Here is a 24,788-nt window from a genome sequence, read left to right as displayed (position 1 = left end):
CCCCCCCCCCCCCCCCCCCCCCCCCCCCCCCCCCCCCCCCCCCCCCCCCCCCCCGGTAATACCAATCGCGGTCAATAATGGGTTAGCCAAGCTTGTTCAAACACTCTGCCAAAAATGGGTAACACGGGTGAGTGTGGAAGCGATAGTAACTCAGTGGAAGTTTTATTTCAGGCATAAAAAAGCGCCGATAAAAATCAGCGCTTTAAAATTCTTTTTAGCTAAAAGCTAATTATTGAGCAACAACGTTTGCTGCTTGTAGGCCTTTTTGACCGTTTTCAACTTCGAAAGAAACCTTTTGGCCTTCTTTCAGAGTTTTGAAACCTTCAGAAGCGATAGCACGGAAGTGTACGAATACGTCAGCGCCGCCGTTGTCTTGAGAAATGAAACCGAAACCTTTCTCTTCGTTAAACCATTTTACAGTGCCAGTATTTGTGTTAGACATAATTTGTCCCTTATTCATAAATTTTCTAAATTGTTGATTGCATTACTGCAATGCGCTGATAATTGAATTATTTAATATTGCTAAGAAATAAGGAAAAACTACTTACAAAAACGGGTAACGATTTTACATGTCATTTTTTACTATTCATCTAACTTAAATAACTCCGGCTAACAGAGCGAGTGCATGTTAACACAGTCTTTCGGGTTGTACACTCATTGATTGATAAATCAGCGAGTTTTTTTGTCATGTTGCGCTCGTTAACAAAAACTACCTACAACAGCTGATAGGTTTATAAAGTTACACGGCATGACAAAGTAAAAAGGAAGCCTAAGCCTCCTTTTCTTCGTTAGTATAGACGATATTATCGTTTGAAGTTGATATCTTCAGTCTTATCTAAATTAATTTTAGTCTTAGCTGGTTGAGTCTCTGCGACTATTTTTCCGTGGCGAATAGAGTACTGCACTGGAACTTGGCGACGTACTGCATCAAAACCGTTATCTGCAGGAAGAATTAGTAAGCTTCCTGGCTTACCTTCTTCAATGCCGTAGTTGTCTTGGATATGCAGTGTGCGTGCTGAATTTTTGCTGATCAAATCAAGCGAAGTGTTGATTTGGTCGTAGCCCATCACTTGCGTTACGTGCAGTCCCATGTGCAGAACTTGAAGCATATTCGCTGTACCTAGTGGGTACCATGGGTCAAACACATCATCGTGGCCGAAACACACATTGATATTTGCTGCGAGCATCTCTTTAACACGCGTTACGCCACGACGTTTCGGGTAGTCGTCGAAGCGACCCTGTAAGTGAATATTCACTAACGGGTTAGCCACGAAGTTAATACCCGACATCTTCAATAGACGGAACAAGCGAGATGCGTAAGCACCGTTATAAGACCCCATCGCTGTGGTATGGCTTGCCGTTACCTTCTCACCCATTTCGAATTTGTGCGCAAGGGCTGCCAGCGTTTCAACAAAGCGAGATTGTTCATCGTCAATCTCATCACAGTGAACGTCGATCAGGCAGTCGTACTTGCGTGCAAGCTCGAACACGTAATGCAGAGATTCAACGCCGTATTCACGAGTGAATTCAAAGTGAGGGATAGCACCGATAACGTCAGCACCGATCTTCACAGCTTCTTCAAGCAACTCTTTGCCGTTGGGGTATGAAAGAATGCCTTCTTGAGGGAATGCAACGATTTGGATGTCGACCCACTCTTTCATCTCTTCGCGGACTTCAACCATCGCTCTTAACGCCACTAACGTTGGGTCTGACACATCAACGTGTGTACGCACGTGTTGAACCCCGTTAGCTATCTGCCATTTCAGTGTTTGCTTGGCACGAGACTTTACGTCTTCGATTGATAACAATTCTTTACGCTCAGCCCAACGCTCAATACCTTCAAACAAAGTACCAGAGATGTTCCAGTTAGGTTCTCCAGCCGTTTGCGTAGTATCTAGGTGGATGTGCGGTTCACAGAAAGGAGAAACTGCAATGCCACCTTCAGCATCAAGGATGTCACCTTGATGAGTGATTTGAGCGTCATTATCGAGAATGCGAGAAAATTGACCATTTTCAATCAGAATTTGTTTCAAGCCCTCTTGGTCTTGAAGTTTCGCGTTCTTGATTAATAAGGTTGTCATAGTGTGTCCTTAAGAGGCCTGAGATTTCAGAGCTTTTTTGTTCAATAGAGGATTTAGCACGAGGTAACTGATTGCACCACCAAACACGGCATTCAAAGGAACGATGCCAGGTAGGAAGTGACCAGCGGCTACGCCTGTTGCTACCGCGATAATGCCAGCCCAGTTAACGGTTTGGAACTCTGCATTTGCAAAATCTTTGTAACGTTTACGGTTCGCGAAGAAGTCGGCGATGATTACGCCACCAATGGGTGGAATCGCTAACGAAAGGAAGGTTAACCAACCAACGAAGTTGTTGTATAACCAAAGCGCGAAAATCGTACCGATAATGCCGTTAATGATAGACATTGTAGTACTTGAGCGACCTGTGATGTTAGATAAACCCAGACCTGACGCATAAAGTGCATTTTCATTGGTTGTCCAGATATTCAAGCCAAGCACGATGATGGCTGGAAGCAGTAGACCTTGCGCGATCATCACATCTGAAATATCAGCCTGACCGGTTGCTGCTGCGCCTGCTGCGCCGAAGATAAACATCAGCGAGTTACCGATGAAGAACGCGACCATTGTAATTAACACGGCGCTTGCTGGCTTTTTACCGAAGCGAACGAAATCGGCAGTCAACGTACCTGCACTTACAAACGAACCTACAACCATTGCTAGTGCCATTGAGAAGTCCATTGGCGTCTCTGGCTTAATCAGCTGCAGTTGCTCTAGTCCACCAACACTGTCTACGGCTGTTAGTACTGAGTAACCACCCAAAATTGCAATCGCGGGCACCGCAATTGCTGAAAGCACCATTAGCGCTTTAATACCGAAGTACACCGTACCTGTCATCAAAAGGCCTGACACAATAATCAAGGTGTTGGTATCAATGCCTGTGGCTTTCTGTACCGGAATTGCGAACATGGCAACGCCTACACCAAACCAGCCGACTTGTGTACCACCAAGTAGAGCAGAAGGAAGCCATGAGCCTTTAGTACCAAAAGAGAAACGAGCAAGGAGATGAGTAGAGAGGCCAGTAGATGAGCCGATGTAGCCAAGAAAAGAAGTGTAAATACCAAGAATTAGGTTACCGATGAGAACGGCGAGGAAGAAATCGTTGAAAGAAAGACCTGTCCCGAGTGAACCACCTGTCCACATACTTGCAGAGAAGAAAGTGAGTCCAAGCATTACCATGGTGAGTGAAGCAACTCCTTTCCTAGCCGATGTTGGAACCGGCCCAAGACTGTAGTTATTATCCGCAGCCATTTTTTACCTCCGCAATTGTTCAAAATTAAAATTAACGGTCGCCGTATTGCAGGCAAACGTGCGCATTATCGTGATATAAATAACATAGTCAATGCTAGTTTTATCAATAAGCCATCTATTAAGGCGGTTATGTTAAAAATAGACATTTAAAACATAAGGTTACTTTTCATATTTATTCTTAAAAAATAATTAGAAAACGTTTTCTATGGCGTAGGTGATGAGCCAGAATTGAACTTCACTATGAATGCTAGCGATTATGACTATGAATGGGTGTCTGTATATTGGATGGGCGATGTTTCTTAAATTGCAGGCAAAAAAATGGCCAATCGCAATACTCGCAATTGGCCTATATATATCGTGAACAAGAAAGGTTCACTAACAACGTCAGTTGGCTAGGTGACCCTCGGCTTAAGAAGGGTCAATATGTACATTGCAGTTAGTGTGCCAACTTTTAAAGCAACGTAAAATGGGTATTTTATAGCAATTTGGTGCGTATTTAAACGGTTTGCTTGCATTTTGGAAGTTGGTAGTTGCGTTTTGCAATTGCAATTGCATTTTGCGATTTGTATTGCTTGTCATTAAGGAATAAACGATAAAAGTGAATACTGAATACTGAATACTGAATACTGAATACTGAATACTGAATACTGCTTAGTTTTTTGATTTTTGCTGCTCTGTCTGCAACTAACGGTAAAATAGATAAAAAGCCCGTGCGATCTCAGATCTCACGGGCTTTGTATCGTTTTATCTAAAACAAGTATTAGATCGAGTAGAAGAAATATAACTGGGACTTCATTCTAATGATGATCCCGCGTATTACGTCTAGGAACGCCATAAAGCTGATCGGCTTCTCACCGCTTACCCAAGCTAACCCTACAGAGCCGACTGGAATATCGTAACCTTCCGCCTCGTCAATTTTTAAGCGGACAAAGTGGTGCTTGTTCTGAAGGTTTCGACCTGTGGTGACACGAACTTGTTCATCAATACCTAATAGGCTAGCTTGTGCTTCACCCGTCGCTTCAACAATGCCTTCTACGGTTGCGGAGAATATCTTGCCTGGGTATACCGCCGTTGCAAACTCAGCAGGTTGGCCCACTTTTACGTTACGAATAGCTTGGTGATTCACTCGCATTAACACGTATTTTTCTTCAGTGTACATTTGGATACGAGGCATCATTGATACTCGCTGTCCTTCACGAAGAATGAAATTAGTTACAAAGCCGTCAGTCGGCGCAGTTACTTTGGTACTGTTCAAATCCCATTGAGCTTGAGCCAATGTTGCTTTTGCCGAATCTACCTCAGTTTGTTTCTTACTGACGTTGGTTTCTGCTTTGTGGATGTTTAACTTCGCGTTCTCAGCATCAACTTCTTTCTTACTTAGTTGAGATTCCAATGTGGTGACGTTATACGTTGCCAAGTCTACCTTTGCCGTTTGTTGGTCGATGTCAGTCTCAGTAATCGTATGTTCTACAACTTTGTTTTGCTTTTGGTAACGGTCAAGTGTTTTAGATTGCAGAACAAGATCTGTTTTTGCTGATTCTATCTGAGCGACAGAGGCTTTGATATCTTCAAGCGCTGACTGATAGCTTACTTTAGCGATGCTCACTTCTTGGTGAGCGGTATCCAAAGCAACGTTCGCCGATTCAAGTTGCACGTTAGCCTTATCTCTTGCAATAACATATTTGGTGTCATCAATTTCGTAAATGAGCTGACCTTCAATCACGTCTTGGTTCGGTCTAATGTGAACCTTGGTTGTTTTGCCTGACACATTGGTTGAATCTGGACGTAGCTGAATGTGTGGTGATTGAACGACTGAACCTCCAGAGAGATCCATCGGCGTGTAGTTAATGAGTCCAACCCAAACAAACAATAACCATGATGTACCACCTAGATAAGAAAATGCTTTGGTGCCCTTGTTCCATGGCATACCAATAAGCCTAAGTAGATAGATGAACAGTGCCCACAGAGCTAAGCCTTCTAACATGTTTGGCTCTCCCCATCTTGATCATTCTTAACTTGTTGTCCTGTTGGTTCCGCAGGTGCTTTCCATGTGTCTCTCAGGTTTATGATGGCTTTTTCCATATCAACAAACGCTAAAATGACGGCAAGTACCCATACCCAGTGCCATATGAAGCCAATCCAAGTTAAAGCTGTGATTAAACCGAGCTGGTGATGCTCTTTACTGTGGGCTTTATTGATTGGTAATTCATGAACACGCCAAAAGCCGTAACATGCAGCTGCGATTGTTGCGACCAACACAACGCCAGCTACGACGTGTAATGCGGTGTCTGCGCCTGTTCCAACAAATGGGACACTTAGTAAACTCATTGATCAACCCTAAGTAAAATTTGAACGCCGAGTGTGATGGAAGTTGGATTTACAGGTTGTAAATTTACTAATTACTTCGATAATGGCAATTATATGATTTGATCTATGATCTCCTTTCTAAGGGTTAGCGACTAATGAACAATTGTAACTTCTTAAGAGCGTTAGGGATTTTGGGTATTTATCAACACGCTGTCACAAACCCTGTGGTTAATACGGAGCGTTTAGGTATTCCGAAGTCTGTATTTACTAACTCAATGAATCTTATTCCGGTCAATGAAGTCGATAAATGGTATGGGTTTCTTGAACAGCAAACTAATGATCCAGATATTATTCTGAAACTGTCTGACCGAGTGGATATTGAAAAATTAGGCCCGTTAACCAACTGGTTTTTTTCTGGACATGATCTTGCTTCTACGATCCGCCGAGTGAACATTGGCCTGCACTGTTTACAGTCTGGTGCGTTCTTATACGGTGCACAGGTAGGGACAATGATTAAATGGTGCTACGACAATCCTGCTTACTCAGAAACGGGTAAAGTGCATGACTCAATAAGAGTCGCGGTTTTCATTATGAAGATTTTACGTCGATATTTGGGTGATGACTTTAAACCCGTTGCGGTTTCAATAGCAGGTCGTCGAGAGAATGTTGACCTCTACCATGAATATTTCGGCTGTACGATTCAATGGGGACAGCCTCGCACAGAGGTTTGGATCCCGAGTGAATCGAGGTTATCTATCAATCAATCACTATCGAACAGTAAAGCAAATCTGGCGATGAACTTTCATGACTTGGATAACTATCTAAACATGCCAGATGCTGGTGATGAACATAAGGTCACCTATGAGATGATCAACTACAGTCGCCACTTTGGTTTACCAACCCTTCACAAGGTTTCCAGTTTATTAGGGCTCTCTGAGCAGCAGTTTCAACGCCGTTTGCATAAATCGGGCATCAATTTTTCTACCATTATGGGGTATGCATTAAGTAACGTGGCCGTGGAGTTGTTGATGTATTCAGTGCCAGTGGAAGAGGTCTCAAAGAGGTTAGGTTATACCAACGTCGCGAGCTTTAATCGGATGTTTAAGAAACATCGAGGTTTGACGCCTAAGCAGTATATTGAGCGTTTTGAGAGTCAATACTGATCGTCATTAGTCTTCATCTAGCTTTTTAAAATGAGTGGATAGGTAAACGGTTATCCAAGTACTAAGGACAAAAGGCGCGGTGAGTGGTAGCAGTGACAGTTCATGAAAACCAAGTGTGATTAGACAGCTCAACAGCATGCCTAATAGGATCAACGGCCAAGGAATTCGCGGATAGAACACAAGTGCTAGAGTGGCAAGAGTGGCGTTGTACCCGTAAAGACCTTGCTCAATTAGCGCGCCAGAAGCGCCAATCATGTGGCTAAAAACAGTGCTGATTAACACTGCGAGTACTACCCATAGCGCATGCTTGATATTGTTGAGTGCGATGGCAACCAAGATGACTAGACCCGATAGTGCATTATCGATAAAGCTGACTTGGCTGATCCCTTTCAATAACGGTAGCACCGGTGTTGGTAAGCTGAACCACGAGTCTACCTCAAGACTGATTAGTGGCCTCAGTGCGGAGTCAGGTGCCGAAAACGCCGATAGCCCCAAGGTTGATTGGATAGTATAAATCAGCCAAGAGGTGAGGATAAAGGCACTTGTGTAACCGCGATACTTCTTAAAGCTAAACACGATCTTGGCGATGGGTACGGTAATGAGCGAGCCGAGGGCTACTACTAAAATCAGCCACCCATTTACTTCAAAAAAATTCCCGATGAACAAAGCAATCAGTGCGCCATTTAGTGCATACATGCCATTCTCAATATCATGAGACGGTTTATTGGTCAGTAAGGCAAATCCATAGCTGCAACTGGCGCCAAACAAGGTAAGAAAAGCCAGCGCAAGTGACTCAATAGAAATGGCAAACAATAGCAGAAGCGACGTCATAACAGACGGTGTGAAATAGACTTGCCCAATGCCATTGAGCAAGCCTTCAAATGGTAGAATATCCTTATTCGTTCTCATCGTCTGATTACATTCTTTTGCTATGTTGAATCTTTTGTAGCTCAGATTGTATGCAATTTTATTAAGTTGACCATCTTTGCGTATCAATTCTGATACCAGCGCTCACCATAGGCTTGTTGGTAATCTGGTGTTTCAATGATGCCTTCTTGCTCTGGAACGGTTTCTAATGGCCCAACGACCGTTCGATAAGGTAATACGCCAGCCCATACCGGGATATCCATATCAGCTTTATCATCATTCACTCCATGTTTACCTATCTTCACGGAGGCTTCTGTTAAAGGGATCGCCAATAGCTCGGTGGCGGTGAGCTCTTTCTCATTACTGAGCCTGACTTCGTCGGTTCTTCCCGGCGCGATTTGCTCAATGAAGATGTTCAATAAGCGATCTTTTTCTTGGTTGTCATCGATGATTGAAAATGACCCCAACACCACTGCAGAACGATAATGCGCACTGTGGTGAAATGCCGAACGAGCTAACACCCAACCATCGAACAAAGTGAACGTTAAACAGGTTGGCTCTCCTTTTTTTAAGCCTTTCAACAAGCGGCTGTTTTTAGCACCATGGATGTAGACCATATCATCCACTCGCCACGCGAGCATTGGAATAACCATTGGTCCATGTTCGCCTTGCAATGCAATGTGTGCGATTAAGCTCTCATCTATGATTTGATGAAGTTTCTCTTGTTCAAATACGGCTTTGTGAGCCCCTTTTTTAATCGTGGTTCTTTTCGTGCTAGATAACATAATCGCTCCTTAATTATTGCCTTTTGATTAATGTAGCGATTAACTGGTTTATTAAATAGAGCCACTTTTAAACACTATTTGGATCCAGTTATGCAGCCTATTGATGTCGGTGACCTACAGTTAGACGAGCAACATGACACGCGTCAAACCGCCTTGTTTCATGCGATCAGAGAAAAGATTGTTCAAGATTTATGGAGTAAGGGCAGTAAGTTACCCTCAACGCGTAAGTTGGCCGTAGAACTGTCGGTAAGTCGAAATACGGTGATTTATGCGTACGAACAACTGGTCACCGAAGGCTATATCGAGAGTAAGCAAGGCTCAGGGTTTTATGTCTCGGTTGAACAACCAGAGCACTTTCTAAGTTTGTCTCAGCCAAACAGTGTTCAGGATCCGAAGGTTAAACAAACAGTCAGTAAACCGGCTGCAAACATAGCGACACCTAACGACATTAACCGCAGCTTTGCCCCCGGAGTTCCTGACTTAGATGCGTTCCCTTTTGCGAAATGGCAGAGGCTGCTGCAACGTCACTCTACACGTCAGAACATAGCGGGAAATCAAGAGGTTCAGGGAAGCTTGGCCTTGAGGGAAGCATTGAGCGGGTATCTTGCGAGTAGTCGCTCGGTTCACTGCAGTACCGATAGAATCATCATCACCGCAGGTGCGCAGCAAGCCATCTCAATTGGTTTGATGGCGACGTTAGCTATGGGGGACAAAATCCTTGTGGAAGAGCCCGGCTATCGACAAGTGCATAAAATCATCGATCTGTTGAGGCTAGAGCTAGACGGTGTGAGTGTGCGTGAAAAGGTTGGGTTAGATATTGAAAAAGTGCTGTCCAGTAACGCCAAGGCTCTGTATGTCACGCCGAGTAACCAATACCCAATGGGCACGACCTTGAATACCGAGCAACGACTTAAACTGATCGATTGGGCCAATCAACATCAGTCATGGATCATTGAGGATGATTACGACAGTGAGTTTCAGTTTGCTCATCGCCCTTATACCAGCATGCAAGGGTTAGCGGGAAAGTTAGGGTTCGATGATCGCATCATCTATGTCGGATCCCTGAGTAAGGTGATGTTCAATGGCTTGCGACTAGGTTATTTGGTGGTGCCAGAAAGTCTGGTGGCGAAGTGTCTTGAGATTAAAGATGCGCTCACTGGAGACACGGCCTCACATACACAAGAAGCGCTGGCGGACTTTGTACGTGAAGGCGATTTATTGCGCCATATTAGAAAGATGCGTCGTTCATACAAACTCAAGCATGAAGCGATGATAGAAGCGATTAAAAGTGAGTTTCATGGCGATCTTGAAGTGATCAGTCAGGCTGCTGGGCTACATGTGACAGTGAAGTGGTATCAAGGGATATCTGAACATGAGTGGAGCCGTAGAGCAGAGTTTGAAAATATCATCATTCGTCCTTTTGACTTTTATGAATATGGATCAAGTGATGCTCGTGATTGGAGTGGTGCAGTGCTGGGGTTTGGTAATATCCGACTGGCTGACATAAAGCCGAAGATCAAACAGATCGCTCGGCTTTTTTATCAGTAATATTGGTAGGGCTTGTTTACAATTTTCTGATTCATCACTAATCGAGTTACAACTTGTCGATAGAGACAGTGGGTTTACCTTTGCCTAGCCACTTTCGCCAAGGGAGTGACAATGTCACAAAAACAGTCACAGCATAGAGCATCGACCAGCTTAGGCAGATAAACACCAAGGTACAGATCACCAGTGAGAGCATGGCAATGTATCTAGATGCGCCAGTCAATAATCGGCAAGCCGCTAACATCGCAAGCAGATAAACCAGTACGAAAATACCGTTGGCGAGTTTAAGAAAGAATTCGAGATCCAAATTAGACAGCTCGCCGATTACACACGAGATAAGCGCAATAAAGCCAATTGCTAAGGTTGGATAAAGTGGTACGCCACGGCTGTTGAGCTGCGCCATTTTACTGGTCGGAGTGTGTTGGCGAGCTTGAGCCCAAATCATGCGAGACAAGCTTTGGGTGTAAAGGTTTAGGCTAGCAAAACAAGCAAAGAAGCCAAGTACACTGATAACGGCTTTAAAGCCATTGCCAAACAATTGCTCTGTCACCCATGGGATAGAGGCAGCATCAAATTCTGGTGAACCATAAGCGCCTAGCTTGATAATAACCACTGAACAAGCCCAGTACACTAAGCCTGCGACGAAACACCCGGCAATGATGGCGATGGGGAAGTCACGCTGTGGATTCTTAAATTCCTCTCCCATGTGAGCAAAGGCTTCGATTCCTACAAAGCACCAAAACATAACCGCCAGTGCAGCACCAATAGACCACATTGAATCGGATGTCATAGTCGGAACTGCGATGTCAGCAGCAGTGATGTCGGCTTTCCAAACAAAGGCGCTGACTAAAGCAAAAATCGATAAGGCAATTACGGTTTGCAAGCGGCCTGAAGATTTACTGCCCATCAAATTGACGGCAATAAGCAAAGCGACGGTAAAGGATTGAGCACCTAATGGTGTGTCGAGTGGTGCTGGTAACAGCTGTTGAGCAAAGCCACCTGCCAATGCAATCGCCGCTGGAATACCGACAGGAATAACACTCACAAACAACCAAGCCACACTGGTTTCTAATCGCTCGCTGAATGCTTGGCGTACAAAATAGGCCGTGCCTCCTGCATTGGGGTAGCGTTTCCCTAATGCTGCGAAGGTTAGTGCAATCGGGCAAATAGCGATAAACAGGATTAACCATGCTAGTAGCGATAACTGCCCTGCAATGCCTGCCGCGATAGCTGGGATCATAAACAATCCTGTGCCAAGCAAGGTCGTAGAGAGTTGTCCAATTCCTGAAATAAGCGTGATTTCTTGTTTGAGTTGCGTCATTCGCTGTCCTTGCTATTGGCTTTGATATCGGTTTTATGGTGCAGTCTTGTGAGGCTGAGATTGAAAGCATACATTGTCGACATCAATAATACAGCTAGCGAAACGTCTTAAGACACCGTCAATTTAACGGTATTAATTTGATTAAGCGTGAAAGTGTCGGCTGTCATAATGGCTGTTATAAGTTAGAAAGTTGTGTCAAATTAGGCGTTATAAATAGAACAATAAATGGAAAGAATCAGAAGCATGGATAAATTTGATCGCCAAATTTTAGATATTCTAAAAATTAACGCTCGATGCTCAGTGAGCGATATCGCAAGAGATGTCAGCCTGTCTCGCTCTGCAGTGAACGCCAGAATCAAGAAGCTGGAAAACGATAAGATCATCACAGGATATTGTGCACAGGTGACCGAGCCTGATTTACCGAAGAACGTTGGCGCTTATATCTCTTTGAAGTTTGACATGTCGAGCAGTAACCATAATTGTGAGTCTTACGCTAAAAATATCTACGCCATTAATGGTGTGCAGTGATGTCACTCTATTAGCGGTGAGACCGACATGATGCTTTATGTTGAAGTTGAAAGCATGGAGCGTTTGAACCAAATTCGTGACCAGCTGCAAGGCTATCCTGAACTTCGACATCTTATGACTCATACTGTCTTAACGGAATTCTTCAACAAGCAAACTTCGTCTTTTAATATGTCTTGAGTGAGTGCTGCTTACCTTCACTGTGTCGTCATTTTTCCGTACTTACTCAACTTATTCTTACTCGCTCTATTCTTATTCACTCTAAGGTTGCTGATGTTAGGTAATATCAATTTAAATTTACTGCGGTCGCTGCATGTGCTTCTTGAAGAGTGCCATGTAAGCCGAGCCGCTCAGCGTCTGCACATCACGCAGTCGGCGGTTAGCCGTCAACTGGCTCAGCTTAGAGATCTATGTGGTGATCCTCTTCTGGTTCGTGATGGGAACAAACTGGTGCCAACCAACCGTGCTTTGTTGCTTAAAGGCAAGCTCGATGACTTGCTGGGCGAGTTTGACCACCTCTTAGATGATAAGCCATTTGATCCACAAGACTGGCAAGGTGAATTGGTGTTGGCTTCGAGTGATTATGTTGCTCAGTATATCTTGCCCATTATTGTGTCCGAGGTGTCGAAGGACGCGCCCCATATCAACTTGGCTTATCGTTTGTGGCAGCCTAACTTCCTTGAAACGCTTAATGAATCAGGTATTCACTTGGCGTCGAGTATGTTCCCCAAAAAGCCAGATCATGTCTCAAGTATCAAGCTCGGAGAGGATAAGTCCGTGTGTTTGATGAGAGCCTCTCATCCGCTGGCTAAGCAATCAGCCATAAGCTCGGAAGACATCGTGAATTACTCACATATCAAAGTCACGGGTGGGGGAGACAAAGACAGCTATTCGGATATTGCGTTAAAGAAACAGGGACATAAACGCAGAATCGCATTGCAGGTACCGTTCTTTTCATCGGCGGGAAACGTGTTAATGCAAGACGACTACTTGATGATTGTGCCGGAGCATATTGCTTACAACTTGGGTCGACATCTCGATGTCGCTTACTTTTCGCTGCCGTTTGAGACAGAAATGCATACCTATTGGCTGATGTGGCATCCTAAGTATGACAACGACTCTGCCCATAAATGGGCTCGAGAGAAAGCGTTTAAAGCCATCCAAAAGTCGAGTTACAATATAAGTATGATTTCAAATCATACCAGTGATGATAATCTTTGATTTCAAATAATACCTACTGCGGCTTATTGTAAGCGCTAAGTATTGAGTATTAATTGTAGAGTGTTCAGCTGGAACGCTTTGTTTTACTAGGAATGGAATGATGACAGTAACAATTTGGTTTTCTTTATTAGCGATTTGCTTATTGGGTGCAATGTCTCCGGGCCCAAGCTTGGCGATGATCGCTAAGCACAGTTTGGCTGGTGGCCGTATGAACGGACTTATCGCAGCTTGGTCACACGCTGCGGGTATAGGTATCTACGCGTTCGCAACCATTGTCGGTTTAGCCGTTGTGCTTGAGCAATCACCAATGTTGTTCAAAGGGATCAGTTTAGCGGGTGCCGCGTATCTGCTCTATCTCGGTGTAAACGCGTTGCGTTCGAAAGGTGGAGTTGCCGCGAAATTGGAAGCGGGTGAACAGATGAGCTACATGCAGTCTGCTCGCGAAGCTTTCTTGATCTCTATCTTGAGCCCTAAGATCGCTCTGTTCTTTATCGCTCTATTTAGCCAATTTGTGGCGTTAGGTAATGAACTGAGCAATCAAGTGATTATTGTCTCAACGCCGCTGATTGTTGATGGCCTTTGGTATACCTTTATCACTTTGGTGCTCTCTAGCCCGTTGATCGTAGAGCGCATTCGAGCAAAAGCGCAGTTGATCGATCGATTATCAGGCGTGGTGTTGATTCTGCTCGCTGTGCGCGTGGTGTGGACGATATAGCGGTAGTCCATATATTGGTAAGAAACGATATCCATTAAAAAGGCTCACTAGACGTTATCTAGTGAGCCTTTTTGACTTCTATGGATTGGTTTCGAAAGACTTGAGCTTGTTAGCCTTCTGAATTCAGCACCGCATCGAGCTTTTCCATGGAATCTGAAAAGTACGGGTTGTAGGTCAAACGCGCATGGTTTTTACCTTCTTCACGATATCCCCACGCTGAGTACCACACTTCACTTGTCGCGTTGCACTGTGCTTCAAAACCTTCCTCTTGACCATTGGAGCAGATCTTCTCGCTACCATTGATCCCGTAGTAAGGATTGCTTGGCGAGAACAGTAAACCCATATGAGAGCCGTTCGAAATACGTTGCTCTGGGATCTTCATGCTGTATTGAACAGCGCGAGGATCGTCAAGTGTGGTTTCCCCTTGCCAAATCAACACGTTATTTGGGTTTGGCATGGATTCCGTAAATGCCTGCTGAACGAAGTGGGTATCAATGACACTGTCGCCTTCACTCATCATAATAAACACGGGCTTATCAAAGTGTTTGTCTTGAAGGCCCTCACGAACCACTTCTGAGGTTTGGTAGTAAACCGAAGCACCATTCATTGGCAGTGAGTTATAGCGAAGTACATTGTCTTCAGGATCTTGATCCGCCCAAGTGACAAAATAGCTTGCTAGCTCCGCATATTGAACTGCAGAAGAGCTCGGTTGAAACGCAGGAGAGAACAACAGTAACCCAGAGATCTTAGGATCGTTCATCGCCTGTGAAGTCACAAGGTTCGCACCTGTTGAATAACCGCCAAGCCACACAGAATCATACTCTTGCTCCAATAGCTTCGTATGATGAGCTACAACACCTTGCCAATCTTCTAAGCTTGGTTGCATTAAGTCACCGACACGACTGCCGTGGCCCGGTAGCAATACCGTTCTCACTAGGTAGCCTTGTTCTGCTAAGTGCGTTGCGATGTCTTTAAATGAGTACGGAGAATCACCTAAACCATGTACCAATAAAACTGCCTTACCGTTAGGTGCCGCAGGTTTGTATTCGGTGGGTGAATTGAGTCGAATCTCTAGCTGCTTGTCTTTGGTCATGAATACACGGTTTTTCAATAACCAATCTTGAGTTTCATTGACGTAGGCATCAAAGCTGTCTTGCTGATATTCAGGCAAGTTTGGAGATGTTTCGTAAGCAGGTATCGATGTCTCGTTGGAACAACCAACGAGACTTAAAGTCGTTAAGGCGAGCAGCGTTAGAATAGTATTTCTATGCATTTTTTGATGTTGTCTCTGTTGTTCTTTTACTATGTCTGAAACTGAAGTTTAGATTACTTTCTGCTTGAAAGGTCTTCGTATTCACCTTCAATAACACCGGCATCACTGGTAGATGATTGACGTGTGTTCATGTGAGCTGCGAAACCCTGTTTTTTCATTTGATTCTGAATGCGCTTGCCAGTGATTAAAGCTGCAATAGCTAAAGGGATAGCAAGAATCAAGCTCGTGAATAACGCCAATAGGCCAGTAAACAACGCAACAATCGTAACTAATATATTTTTCATATTCATTCCTCTTTTCTCTATGTTGTTACTATATCGCTTCTATTCTGAACGAAACATGAACACCGTTAATAAATACCAGAGAGTCACTATGACACAGTCGTGTGTGGATTTAGAGTTTATATGTAGTCATAATCACGCACTAAAATCATGGGATAACAGTAAGTCCCATAAAATCAACGACTTAAAAGTTGGCACGCTTGATGCTCTATAGGGGGGTGGAATAAGTCACTGTAAGCAAAGTACTTACAGCTAATAAAAAATTACTGGAGCCCCTTATATGTTTTGTATTCAATGTGAACAAACAATTCAAACCCCAACCGTAAAAGGCTGTTCTTTCGCACAAGGCATGTGTGGAAAAACCTCGGAAGTATCCGACCTTCAAGACGTGTTGGTGCATTCTCTTCAAGGCGTTTCTTTTTGGGCAAGCCTAGGTCGCGCTTGCGATGTTATTGATACAGAAGTTGATGAGTGGGCGCCAAAAGCGTTCTTCGCAACACTGACTAACGTTAACTTCGACCCTGCTCGTATTATCGAATTCGCACAACAGTCTCATGAATTCAAGCAGCGTTTAGAGCAAAAAGTTCGTGCAGCAGCAACATTGATTGGTTTTGAAATTCCAGAACTTTCTGCAGCAGCACAGTTCGATCTTCCAACAGATTCTTCAGAGCTATTGGCACTTGCGCCTCAAGCTGCTGTAAACCGTGGTCACGACTCTCAACACGAAGATGTGATTGGCCTTCGTCTTCTTTGCCTATACGGCTTAAAAGGTGCGGCAGCCTACATGGAGCACGCTCGTGTTCTTGGTCAAACTGACAATGCTATTTTTGCTGAGTACCACGAAATCATGGCGTTCTTAGGTACAGATCCATCTGACCTAAAACAACTGCTAGATACGTCTATGCAGATTGGCTTGATGAACTACAAAGTCATGGAAATGCTGGATAAAGGTGAGACAGATACATTTGGTCACCCTCAACCAACAACCGTGAACGTGAAAACTAAGAAAGGACACTGTATTCTTGTTTCTGGTCACGACTTGCATGATCTAGAAAAGATCCTTCAACAAACCGAAGGCAAGGGCATCAACGTTTACACTAACGGTGAGATGCTACCAGCACACGGTTACCCAGAGCTAAACAAGTACCCACACCTTGCGGGTAACTACGGTAGCGCTTGGCAGAACCAGCAAAAAGAATTCGCTAACTTCCCTGGCGCAATTGTAATGACGTCTAACTGCCTGCTTAACCCTGATGTAGGTTCTTACGCAGACCGTCTATTTACACGCAGCATCGTGGGCTGGCCGGGTGTTGATCACCTTGAAGGCGATGATTTCAGCGCAGTAATTGACTGTGCACTGGCGCAAGAAGGTTTCAAACACGACGAGATCGAGCAGATGATCACTGTCGGCTTTGGTCGTAACGCACTGATGGAAGCGGCACCTGCGGTTGTTGAGCAAGTGAAAGAAGGCAACATCAAACACTTCTTCCTAGTGGGTGGTTGTGACGGTGACAAATCTGAACGTAGCTACTACACAGACTTCACAGCTCAAGCGCCAGAAGATTCAGTAATCCTGACATTGGCATGTGGTAAATTCCGTTTCAACAAAAACCAATTCGGCGACATTAACGGTATCCCACGCCTGTTAGATGTTGGCCAATGTAACGATGCTTACTCAGCGATTCAGCTTGCTATCGCACTGTCTCAAGAGTTTGATTGTGGTATCAACGAACTTCCGTTAACGCTGGTTCTATCTTGGTTCGAGCAAAAAGCGATCGTTATCCTGCTTACCCTGTTCGCTCTTGGTGTGAAAGGTATTTACACGGGCCCAACAGCGCCAGCTTTCCTAACAGAAAACCTATTAAAGATTATGCAAGACGAGTTCGATATGCGTTCTATCTCAACGCCAGAGCAAGATCTTAAAACAATCTTAGCGGCTTAATTTAAGCCAACTCTAAGCCCCGTTGTTGTGACGTTTTTCTAAAACAGACAACGGCGGGGCTTTTTCGATTTAAATCTTTAGTCATTAGCAAGGTACACGAACTATGTATGCATGGTCGGATAGCGATTCAATCAATTTAGTGTGTTTAAAGAAATGGCACGAGACGCCAGATACGGTCAGCTTTGAGCTTGGCAGCGTTCCACAAGACTTACATTTCAACTTTAAGCCAGGGCAATTTATTACTCTGGGTTTGTATATGCCGGCGAAAACCGATTACCGTGCTTATTCTGTAGCGTCTTGTCCTGAAGATAACCGCCTGAAACTGACGGTAAAGCGTGTGGAAGGTGGTTTGGTTTCGAACTTTATTGTTGATGAACTTGATGAAGGTGATGAGGTTTCTGTATTGAAGCCTGCTGGTGCGTTTAACTGTATTGATTGCATGCCAACGACGACCAAAAAAGTGACGCTAGTGAGTGCGGGTTGCGGTATCACTCCTGTGATGGCGATGGCAAAGTATTGGTTGGCTCAAGGCAGTGATATTGAGATCGACTTCGTCCACATGGCACGCAATAAGCGTGAGACCATTTACTTTCAAGAACTGCATCAATTAGATGAGGCGCACAGCAACTTCAATCTTAAATTGCTGCTAAAAGACAGTGAAGGAACATTAGCTCCTCAAGGTCGATTAGATAAGAATTGGTTAGTAAAACTAAGCCCAGATATTTTAGACCGAACTGTTTATCTGTGCGGCCCAGTTGGCTTTATGCAAAACATAGAAAGCTACCTGAAAGAACTAGAATTCAACATGGAAAATTTCTATCAAGAAAGTTTCACGCCAGCGAACCCAAACACGGATTCACTAGCCAATAGCAATACAGCTTCAGAAGAGTCACAAGCGGAAGCGTCTGCAGATTCAAATGGTGCCGTTAAGGTGTTTGTTCCTGCATTTGGTGCAGAAGTAGAAGCGGAAGCGGGTACACCACTGGCTGATTCATTAGAGAAAGCTGGAGTTCCGATTATTATTGCTTGTCGCAGTGGGATTTGTGGTTCTTGCAAGTGCAAAGTAACCAAAGGTTCAGTGGAATCAAGCAGCCAAGAAACATTGACGCCAGAACAGATTGAGCAAGGTTATGTCCTTGCGTGTTCGAGTACGATTCAGTCAGATGTTGAGGTTGAGCTGTAGCAGATGTGAAGTCGAGCTTTGTTAGAACGGTAAAAACAAAGTTGGCATAATAGAGACCAAAATTAAAGTACCAGATGTAAAAAGGCCACTTAGATCAGATAGAGAGAGCAGATCTAAGTGGCAACCTTCCTGTTTATACGGGGGAGTAAAACAAGAAGGGTTGCGAAGCCCATAATAGACTTCGCTGATATAATTATTATGTTGTGGAGCCGTTTGCGCTGAGTTAGTTACAAGATCGAAGTCGTTTAAACTTCAGGGTATGTCTTGTAACGAACACCCATCATCTGTTCCATACAGTGAACAACTTGGCAGCTGTAGCCAAACTCGTTGTCGTACCAAATGTAAAGAACAGCGCGGTTGTCTTGCGCGATAGTTGCAACACCGTCAACCACACCTGGGTGGCGAGAACCAACCAAATCGGTAGATACAATCTCGGTTGAGTCGGTGTAATCAATCTGTGCAGATAAAGTTGAAGATAGCGCCATTTCACGCAGGTATTCGTTCAACTCTTCTTTGTTTGTGCCTTTCTCAAGGTTTAGGTTTGCTACTGCCATTGAAACGTTTGGCGTAGGTACGCGAATCGCATTACCTGTTAGCTTACCTTCCATTTCTGGCATCGCTTTTGATACCGCTTTAGCAGCACCAGTCGATGTCAGTACCATATTCAATGAAGCAGCACGACCACGACGATCACCTGAGTGGAAGTTATCGATTAGGTTTTGGTCATTGGTAAATGAGTGAACCGTTTCGATGTGACCTGATAGGACACCAAACTTGTCGTGAACCGCTTTTAATACTGGCGTAATCGCGTTGGTTGTACAGCTTGCAGCAGAGATGATTGTGTCTTCTGGTTGAATGTCATTTTGGTTTACACCAAATACAACGTTCTTGATTTCACCTTTGCCTGGCGCAGTCAGTAGAACCTTCTTTGCGCCATTACACGCAACGTGTTGGCTTAGGCCTTCAGCGTCACGCCACACACCTGTGTTATCAACCACAAGTGCATTCTCGATACCGTAAGATGTGTAATCCACTTCTGCTGGCTTGTTTGCGTAGATAACTTGGATGAAGTTACCGTTAACGATGATCGCTTTACGTTCTTGGTCTACAACAATGCTGCCGTTGAATTGGCCATGAACAGAGTCACGACGTAGCAAGCTTGCACGTTTTTCTAAGTCACCATCTTTGCCGCCACGAACAACAATTGCACGTAAACGCAGTGGGTAACCTGGGCCACTTTTCTCGATCAATAGACGAGTAAGCAAGCGGCCAATACGACCAAAACCGTACAAGACAACATCGCGAGGTTCTGTCATCGCCTCGCCTTCAAGCGATTCTAAAAGTGCAGTTTGTAGGAAATCATCCAACCCGTGTGTGTCTTCGCGATCTTGCCAGAATGTATGAGCAAGGCGACCAACATCGATACGACATGGAGACAAGTCCATAGAGAGAAGGTGTTGAATGATGGGTTGAGTCTGTTCTGCGGTAAGCGGAGAACCTGTGTAACGTTTTGCGATGCGGTGAGCTTTGATGATGTCGATAGTTGTTGCGTTAACCAGTGTTTTACCGAAGAGGATAACTTCAACGCCTTTTTGGCGATACAACTGACCTAAAGTAGGAGCGATTGATTCAGCAATAGTTTGACTAGTTTGCCAGTCTAGGAGGTGCTTTTCGGGACTCATCTTTACTCGGGACCTTTCACGTTAATGTCTGCAATCATAGCGAATGTAGGGTAGCCATGAGTGCATGGGGGAGTTGAGCTATCTAAGCTTTGGTGGTCTTTAACGCCACTTAAATTTGCTTGATATGCCTTGTGTGTAATTTGTAATTTTTATGTGGCAGGATTGTAAGGTACGACGAGTTATTCTGCTAGGAAAAATAAATGCAGATTAATTGTCTGAAAATTGGCTTTTAATTGGTCATAAATCAAGATTTTAGTGTCAAGAAAGGCTATTGACTTTAACAGTCTGTAGTACTTAATTTTCGCCAAAAAATACTCAGATCAAAACATAATGTGTAATAAAGGGAATTGCGATCATTAAAGATGTGATCATTAGCACTAGTTACACTTAAAAAGTAAACGACAGATAAGGTATTCAGCGAGTTTTCTTGTTCGACTTTTGAATAAGCTGAGTTTGAGTACAGAAAGTTAGTGACGCAAACGATTAGATCTCACAAATTTGACTTAACTTTGGTGTTTATTGGTTTCTAGAGCAGTGACTTGCGGTCATCTAGAGGCATAACCTTATCCTTTCACTTGTTTAAAATAGACCTTCCTCTTTAAATCCTGTATGTGGATAACGACTGACGCCAATTCCCTATGATTAGCTCATAATGTCATTTGTTCATATTCAATTTGATCAATAACTCCTGTTAATGTCCTATTCTTATATTGAGCTAGGTAAAAATACTATCGGGAAAGGAGTCGTTATAAAAATGATAAATATGTCAATTAGATGGCGTCTTATTTTTCTTTCAACAGTTTCTGTATTCATCATGTTTGGGTTTACAGTCAATGAAGTGCTCAAGAACGATAAGAAGATGAATCACCTTGAAGCAACGCGAATTAAGGTGGAAGCACTTCAATCTTTTAATGCTGTTTCAAGTGGTGCCTATCAATGGTTAGTGCTGTCTAAAGACTCCCCAGAGAAAGGTCCATTGTTTTTAGAGCTGCAAGCGGAAGTGGATAGGCTTGCTCATTACGAAATACAACTTCAACAGTTCGACAACAGTTGGACTGTCGAGCCGCAGTTGATTGAGTTAAAAAGTGTGTTAAAGAAGCTCGCGCGGGTAACCACTAATATTGACAGCGACGCATCACAGATTACTGTCAGTAACGCACAGCAAACAGAACGAGCCTTTGACCTGTTAAAAGGCGTGTTAATGGAGCTGTCTGAATATCGTGCCAATATAGTGGACGAAAAGATCAGCCAAACAGATACGATGTTTATCAACCTTACTCACTACGTGTTCTGGACTCAGCGAGAAGCGTGGCTGAGTTACCGCTTGTATCGTTCTCCAGAGCTGATTGATCAATATTTATTGAGCTATGTTGGTGCTTTAGAAAGGCAACAACAGCTGTTAGATACGTTTTTACGATCAGACAGCCACTCGCTGGAAATTAGCAAACTGTTAAACATGTTCTCCCAAGATGAATTTCAAGACCGTTTTACGGCGCGGCTTCTCAAAGGTGACTTCTCGACACCTGAAATATATGAACACGTGGAAAGTTTAGAGCGAAAGAAGCTGGCGATCTCAAAGGCGGTTGGTGCTTATACCGATCAATTAAAGTTTGATTTGACAAAAAATATAGCGCTACAGAAAAGGCAAACGGCGGTTATGACATTACTTATCCTTGTTGTTTCAGGTGCTTTGTTATGGCTTGGTGTCGCGACATCTTTGCGCTTAAATAGAAACCTATCGATTATCTTGAAAGGGGTGTCTGAATGCGCGGATAGTTACGGCAAGCCTAAGGTGATTCATATTCAAGGTAACGATGAACTTGCCGAGTTTACTGAAACCCTCAATCGAGTGATGGAACGTAACTATCATCACAACAAAGAGCTGATAATAGCAAAAGAAGATGCAATTTCGGCTAACAAGGCCAAGAGTGCATTTTTAGCGAACATGTCCCATGAAATACGTACGCCGCTTAATGGAATTATCGGTATGGCGGAAATTTTATCTCAGAGTCAACTGAGTGCTAACCAACAAGAGGTACTTGAGGATATCGAGTCGTCTTCACATTCGTTGTTGGTGTTACTCAATGACATTCTCGATCTTTCTAAGATAGAGTCGGGTAACTTAATGTTGTCGCCGCATAATGCCGATTTGCGAGAAGCGGTTTACGACTCTGTGAGCGTAATTTTGTCGAAAGCGATCAGTAAAGACATTGAACTCGATATCAACATTGATGCTCAAACCCCAACACAGCTGTTTTTCGATGAGTACCGTGTTCGACAAGTGCTAACCAATTTGCTGTCTAATGCTATTAAATTTACCTCAAAAGGCACGATTACAACGGATATTGCTTATACACCGATGTCTTTGGGGCGAGGTAAGCTTGAATGCAGTGTGTCTGATAGCGGGATTGGGATTGAGCCAGAGAAGCTAGAGTCCATTTTTGAACCTTTCACTCAAGAAGATGGCAGTATTACTCGCCAATTCGGCGGTACAGGGCTAGGGCTTGCGATTTGTCGGCAGCTTGTTGACTTGATGGGCGGCTATATTACCGCACGCTCAGTGAAAGGAGGAGGCTCTACATTCACCTTTTGTTTGTACGTAGACACGGTCGAGGCTCACGCTCAAACGTTCGATAACCTAAGCCGTGCGACAATTATTTCTAATTCTTTCAATTACCTCGATCAATTGGTCAAAGAGTGCGAGCGCTTAAATGTTCGACCTAATGTTGTGTCATCCATTTCGGATCTTGGTGAGAGCCTGAAAGAAAGTGACTTGGTACTTTATTGTCACACGCTGCATCACTCTATGAGGAAAGATCTTGAGGCGTTAAAGGCGTTGTATCCGCTGACTCGCGTTATTGTGTGCCAGCATCACCTATTTAAAACCAATCTAATCACAGAAACGGTTCACTCGACCCATACATTACCATTTTTGGGTAGACGCTTCTTAAACAGCCTACGATCGCTTGATGCCGGTGAAGTACAATCACCGACGGTGGAAGTAAAAGATGAAGAAGTTCGTTCTCTGAATCGACGTATTCTGATTGTTGAAGACAACCTGATGAATCAGAAGATAGCGAGCTTCTTCCTTGAGCAAGCGGGCTATGAATATTTGATTGCCAGCAATGGCCAAGAGGCGGTCGATGTCATCACCCAGGGCGCTCAGTTTGATGCCATTCTAATGGACTGCATGATGCCCGTTATGGATGGTATAACGGCGACTCGTGTGATTCGAGAGTGGGAGACAGATCAACAAACCCCAACACTACCCATTATTGCTTTAACCGCTAGTGTCTTAGAAGAGGACATCAAAAATTGCTTTGAAGCAGGCATGAACGCCTACTTGCCGAAACCTTATAAATCCCACCAACTGTATGATCTTTTCAGTAGCCTTGATATTGTCTAATGGTCCCAGTATCAAGGCTAGCGCTGTGTGATTTAGCGTACTTCTTGCCCAAGGCTGTATTGTGCAACACAGCGGCCTACGTAGCTGATTTTTAGTAACCCGGCCACTAATATGGTGCTGATGTGTGCGAAAATTTGAATGGGTAGTGAGAAGTAATCGGCCATCGGATAAGCAACAATAATACTGAGTAGCATTAGCAAGGCCGTGATCGCTAAACTGAAATTTGAAACAGAAAGTAGAGTTTGAAAGCGTTGAGTCATCGTCTTCATATTGAATTCCTAATTGCTATTAATAATTATGATACTTGTTATCAATAGCAATTAGCGTTCCAGTTATGTTTTTATCATCAAATCAATGGTTTAATTTTATTGCTTCTATTTTTGAGTCGTAATGACTCTGTTTCTTTGTGTGTCTTTATGACCTATCTATGTTCTTACCACTGTCTGAATCCACAAGTATCGATGTGGAATCGAACACCAGAATACAAACCCAGTCCAACGTTATTCTTTTGCCCAAATTCCGCATGAATCTTTTTAAGCTTCACGTGTAGATTTTCGCGAGTAATATCATTAGCAGGCACTAAGTCTAAAGCGCAGAACTCTAAGTGTTTACTTCGCAGTGCGCCACCCGCTTGCTTATTGTAGATATCGGTTCTTTCTCCAGACACAGGAATAACAACGCCAATCTCAGGCTCAATATATTGTTGAATGTACTTAAGGGTATTAATCATTTTTGGTACATGCTTTTTATTGGGTAGGGTAAACAGAGTGGTGTTGCTCATTGCCCAGTCGGTGCCTTGCAACAAGACTAAGTGCAGAGGCATGCTTTGGGTGATGCCGTTATCTTTGAGTTGCTGTCCGATCGCCTTGACTTGATCTTGGGCGTGGTTAAGGAGCATCCAACCTCGAAATGCTGATCTCGTGGGAACTTTGTAGCCATGAACATCGACCACGAGGTCGTCATAAGTGATTTCGGTTTCTTCGGTATAAAGTTTCTCAAATTTTTCAGGGTAAGGTTGCGTTGTTGATAGTGCCAAGGTAATCAGAATACTTCCGTACATAAAGTCTCTCCATCGCTTAGGTTCGCCTAGTTATTAACGTTCACCTAGTTACTTACGTACACTAAGGATATTACGTTCGATTAAGTATAGACGCCGGAATTTAGGCACAAAAAAACCCACTACAAAGAGTCAACACCTATCATTTAAGGTGTTTAGATCGCACAGTGTAGCGAGTCTTACTAA

At 43.8% G+C, this 24,788-nt stretch carries 20 protein-coding genes and 1 pseudogene; 8 read left to right on the top strand and 13 right to left on the bottom strand.

The window, feature by feature from the left end:
• Positions 1-229 precede the first annotated feature (229 nt).
• The 5 genes from AB6D80_RS19675 to AB6D80_RS19655 all read right to left on the bottom strand — a co-directional run bounded on the left by AB6D80_RS19675 (position 230) and on the right by AB6D80_RS19655 (position 5,657).
• Positions 230-442: a cold-shock protein gene (locus AB6D80_RS19675; RefSeq protein WP_004730009.1), complete on the bottom strand. Its 213-nt coding sequence runs from the start codon at positions 440-442 to the stop codon at positions 230-232.
• 361 nt (positions 443-803) lie between these two features.
• Positions 804-2,081, bottom strand: coding sequence for a cytosine deaminase (locus AB6D80_RS19670; protein WP_372189350.1), 1,278 nt, complete (start codon positions 2,079-2,081; stop codon positions 804-806).
• Positions 2,082-2,090: 9 nt separating this feature from the next.
• Positions 2,091-3,329, bottom strand: coding sequence for a cytosine permease (gene codB / locus AB6D80_RS19665; RefSeq protein WP_372189349.1), 1,239 nt, complete (start codon positions 3,327-3,329; stop codon positions 2,091-2,093).
• 760 nt (positions 3,330-4,089) lie between these two features.
• Positions 4,090-5,313, bottom strand: a complete 1,224-nt coding sequence (locus AB6D80_RS19660) for an HlyD family secretion protein (RefSeq protein ID WP_009845694.1) — start codon at positions 5,311-5,313, stop codon at positions 4,090-4,092.
• Positions 5,307-5,657, bottom strand: coding sequence for a hypothetical protein (locus tag AB6D80_RS19655; RefSeq protein ID WP_009845693.1), 351 nt, complete (start codon positions 5,655-5,657; stop codon positions 5,307-5,309). The genes AB6D80_RS19660 and AB6D80_RS19655 overlap by 7 nt, the downstream gene beginning before the upstream one ends.
• Positions 5,658-5,791: 134 nt before the next feature.
• Between AB6D80_RS19655 and AB6D80_RS19650 the strand changes: the two genes are divergently transcribed.
• Positions 5,792-6,799 carry an AraC family transcriptional regulator gene (locus AB6D80_RS19650; protein WP_009845692.1) on the top strand — a complete coding sequence of 336 codons (1,008 nt, stop codon included), beginning with the start codon at positions 5,792-5,794 and terminating at the stop codon, positions 6,797-6,799.
• 6 nt (positions 6,800-6,805) lie between these two features.
• Here AB6D80_RS19650 and AB6D80_RS19645 read toward each other — a convergent pair whose 3' ends face one another.
• A complete protein-coding gene (locus tag AB6D80_RS19645) occupies positions 6,806-7,708 on the bottom strand; it encodes an urea transporter (RefSeq protein ID WP_009845691.1) in 903 nt (300 codons plus the stop codon).
• Between the two features lie 83 nt (positions 7,709-7,791).
• Positions 7,792-8,451 (bottom strand): pyridoxamine 5'-phosphate oxidase family protein, encoded by a 660-nt coding sequence (locus AB6D80_RS19640; RefSeq protein WP_009845690.1) that lies wholly within the window; start codon positions 8,449-8,451, stop codon positions 7,792-7,794.
• Between the two features lie 90 nt (positions 8,452-8,541).
• On the opposite strand from AB6D80_RS19640, the gene AB6D80_RS19635 reads away from it, so the two are divergent.
• Positions 8,542-9,999 (top strand): PLP-dependent aminotransferase family protein, encoded by a 1,458-nt coding sequence (locus AB6D80_RS19635; protein ID WP_009845689.1) that lies wholly within the window; start codon positions 8,542-8,544, stop codon positions 9,997-9,999.
• Positions 10,000-10,045: 46 nt separating this feature from the next.
• Here the strand turns inward: AB6D80_RS19635 and yjeH are convergent, their stop codons facing one another.
• The gene (gene yjeH / locus AB6D80_RS19630) at positions 10,046-11,317 is read right to left on the bottom strand and encodes an L-methionine/branched-chain amino acid transporter (RefSeq protein ID WP_009845688.1); all 1,272 of its coding nucleotides are present in this window, start codon (positions 11,315-11,317) and stop codon (positions 10,046-10,048) included.
• 243 nt (positions 11,318-11,560) lie between these two features.
• Between yjeH and AB6D80_RS19625 the strand changes: the two are divergent.
• The 3 genes and pseudogenes from AB6D80_RS19625 (at position 11,561) to AB6D80_RS19615 (ending at position 13,778) form a co-directional block, all read left to right on the top strand.
• Positions 11,561-12,022: pseudogene (locus tag AB6D80_RS19625) on the top strand (Lrp/AsnC family transcriptional regulator).
• Between the two features lie 93 nt (positions 12,023-12,115).
• The gene (locus AB6D80_RS19620) at positions 12,116-13,063 is read left to right on the top strand and encodes a LysR family transcriptional regulator (protein WP_009845686.1); all 948 of its coding nucleotides are present in this window, start codon (positions 12,116-12,118) and stop codon (positions 13,061-13,063) included.
• Between the two features lie 100 nt (positions 13,064-13,163).
• Entirely contained in the window at positions 13,164-13,778 is a 615-nt protein-coding gene (locus AB6D80_RS19615) for a LysE family translocator (protein WP_009845685.1), read from the top strand.
• 109 nt (positions 13,779-13,887) lie between these two features.
• Here the strand turns inward: AB6D80_RS19615 and AB6D80_RS19610 are convergent, their stop codons facing one another.
• On the bottom strand, positions 13,888-15,051 hold the full coding sequence (locus AB6D80_RS19610; protein ID WP_009845684.1) for a carboxylesterase: 1,164 nt from the start codon (positions 15,049-15,051) through the stop codon (positions 13,888-13,890).
• Positions 15,052-15,104: 53 nt separating this feature from the next.
• Positions 15,105-15,335: a hypothetical protein gene (locus AB6D80_RS19605; protein WP_009845683.1), complete on the bottom strand. Its 231-nt coding sequence runs from the start codon at positions 15,333-15,335 to the stop codon at positions 15,105-15,107.
• A gap of 277 nt (positions 15,336-15,612) precedes the next feature.
• Here AB6D80_RS19605 and hcp point away from each other — a divergent pair, with 277 nt between their 5' ends.
• Positions 15,613-17,274 carry a hydroxylamine reductase gene (gene hcp, locus AB6D80_RS19600; RefSeq protein ID WP_009845682.1) on the top strand — a complete coding sequence of 554 codons (1,662 nt, stop codon included), beginning with the start codon at positions 15,613-15,615 and terminating at the stop codon, positions 17,272-17,274.
• Positions 17,275-17,377: 103 nt separating this feature from the next.
• Entirely contained in the window at positions 17,378-18,457 is a 1,080-nt protein-coding gene (locus AB6D80_RS19595) for a hybrid-cluster NAD(P)-dependent oxidoreductase (protein WP_009845681.1), read from the top strand.
• Between the two features lie 245 nt (positions 18,458-18,702).
• Here the strand turns inward: AB6D80_RS19595 and AB6D80_RS19590 are convergent, their stop codons facing one another.
• Complete coding sequence (locus AB6D80_RS19590; RefSeq protein ID WP_009845680.1) at positions 18,703-20,139, bottom strand: glyceraldehyde-3-phosphate dehydrogenase; 1,437 nt, start codon at positions 20,137-20,139, stop codon at positions 18,703-18,705.
• 814 nt (positions 20,140-20,953) lie between these two features.
• Here AB6D80_RS19590 and AB6D80_RS19585 point away from each other — a divergent pair.
• Positions 20,954-23,545 (top strand): ATP-binding protein, encoded by a 2,592-nt coding sequence (locus AB6D80_RS19585; RefSeq protein WP_372189352.1) that lies wholly within the window; start codon positions 20,954-20,956, stop codon positions 23,543-23,545.
• Between the two features lie 32 nt (positions 23,546-23,577).
• Here AB6D80_RS19585 and AB6D80_RS19580 read toward each other — a convergent pair whose 3' ends face one another.
• Entirely contained in the window at positions 23,578-23,814 is a 237-nt protein-coding gene (locus tag AB6D80_RS19580) for a hypothetical protein (RefSeq protein WP_009845678.1), read from the bottom strand.
• A gap of 164 nt (positions 23,815-23,978) precedes the next feature.
• Positions 23,979-24,605: a D-Ala-D-Ala carboxypeptidase family metallohydrolase gene (locus AB6D80_RS19575; RefSeq protein ID WP_009845677.1), complete on the bottom strand. Its 627-nt coding sequence runs from the start codon at positions 24,603-24,605 to the stop codon at positions 23,979-23,981.
• Positions 24,606-24,788 lie beyond the last annotated feature (183 nt).

It is taken from the genome of Vibrio sp. 10N.247.310.17, from assembly GCF_041466605.1.
In the GTDB taxonomy this organism is placed as follows: Bacteria; Pseudomonadota; Gammaproteobacteria; order Enterobacterales; family Vibrionaceae; genus Vibrio; species Vibrio tasmaniensis_A.
Note: the sequence above shows the minus strand (reverse complement) of the source record. Positions and strands in the feature narration are given on the sequence as shown.

Bases quoted from the DNA above. Each gene is read 5' to 3' on its own strand.
- AB6D80_RS19675 (WP_004730009.1), bottom strand. From the start codon at position 442: ATGTCTAACACAAATACTGGCACTGTAAAATGGTTTAACGAAGAGAAA.
- AB6D80_RS19670 (WP_372189350.1), bottom strand. From the start codon at position 2,081: ATGACAACCTTATTAATCAAGAACGCGAAACTTCAAGACCAAGAGGGC.
- codB (WP_372189349.1), bottom strand. From the start codon at position 3,329: ATGGCTGCGGATAATAACTACAGTCTTGGGCCGGTTCCAACATCGGCT.
- AB6D80_RS19660 (WP_009845694.1), bottom strand. From the start codon at position 5,313: ATGTTAGAAGGCTTAGCTCTGTGGGCACTGTTCATCTATCTACTTAGG.
- AB6D80_RS19655 (WP_009845693.1), bottom strand. From the start codon at position 5,657: ATGAGTTTACTAAGTGTCCCATTTGTTGGAACAGGCGCAGACACCGCA.
- AB6D80_RS19650 (WP_009845692.1), top strand. From the start codon at position 5,792: ATGAACAATTGTAACTTCTTAAGAGCGTTAGGGATTTTGGGTATTTAT.
- AB6D80_RS19645 (WP_009845691.1), bottom strand. From the start codon at position 7,708: ATGAGAACGAATAAGGATATTCTACCATTTGAAGGCTTGCTCAATGGC.
- AB6D80_RS19640 (WP_009845690.1), bottom strand. From the start codon at position 8,451: ATGTTATCTAGCACGAAAAGAACCACGATTAAAAAAGGGGCTCACAAA.
- AB6D80_RS19635 (WP_009845689.1), top strand. From the start codon at position 8,542: ATGCAGCCTATTGATGTCGGTGACCTACAGTTAGACGAGCAACATGAC.
- yjeH (WP_009845688.1), bottom strand. From the start codon at position 11,317: ATGACGCAACTCAAACAAGAAATCACGCTTATTTCAGGAATTGGACAA.
- AB6D80_RS19620 (WP_009845686.1), top strand. From the start codon at position 12,116: ATGTTAGGTAATATCAATTTAAATTTACTGCGGTCGCTGCATGTGCTT.
- AB6D80_RS19615 (WP_009845685.1), top strand. From the start codon at position 13,164: ATGACAGTAACAATTTGGTTTTCTTTATTAGCGATTTGCTTATTGGGT.
- AB6D80_RS19610 (WP_009845684.1), bottom strand. From the start codon at position 15,051: ATGCATAGAAATACTATTCTAACGCTGCTCGCCTTAACGACTTTAAGT.
- AB6D80_RS19605 (WP_009845683.1), bottom strand. From the start codon at position 15,335: ATGAAAAATATATTAGTTACGATTGTTGCGTTGTTTACTGGCCTATTG.
- hcp (WP_009845682.1), top strand. From the start codon at position 15,613: ATGTTTTGTATTCAATGTGAACAAACAATTCAAACCCCAACCGTAAAA.
- AB6D80_RS19595 (WP_009845681.1), top strand. From the start codon at position 17,378: ATGTATGCATGGTCGGATAGCGATTCAATCAATTTAGTGTGTTTAAAG.
- AB6D80_RS19590 (WP_009845680.1), bottom strand. From the start codon at position 20,139: ATGAGTCCCGAAAAGCACCTCCTAGACTGGCAAACTAGTCAAACTATT.
- AB6D80_RS19585 (WP_372189352.1), top strand. From the start codon at position 20,954: ATGTTTGGGTTTACAGTCAATGAAGTGCTCAAGAACGATAAGAAGATG.
- AB6D80_RS19580 (WP_009845678.1), bottom strand. From the start codon at position 23,814: ATGAAGACGATGACTCAACGCTTTCAAACTCTACTTTCTGTTTCAAAT.
- AB6D80_RS19575 (WP_009845677.1), bottom strand. From the start codon at position 24,605: ATGTACGGAAGTATTCTGATTACCTTGGCACTATCAACAACGCAACCT.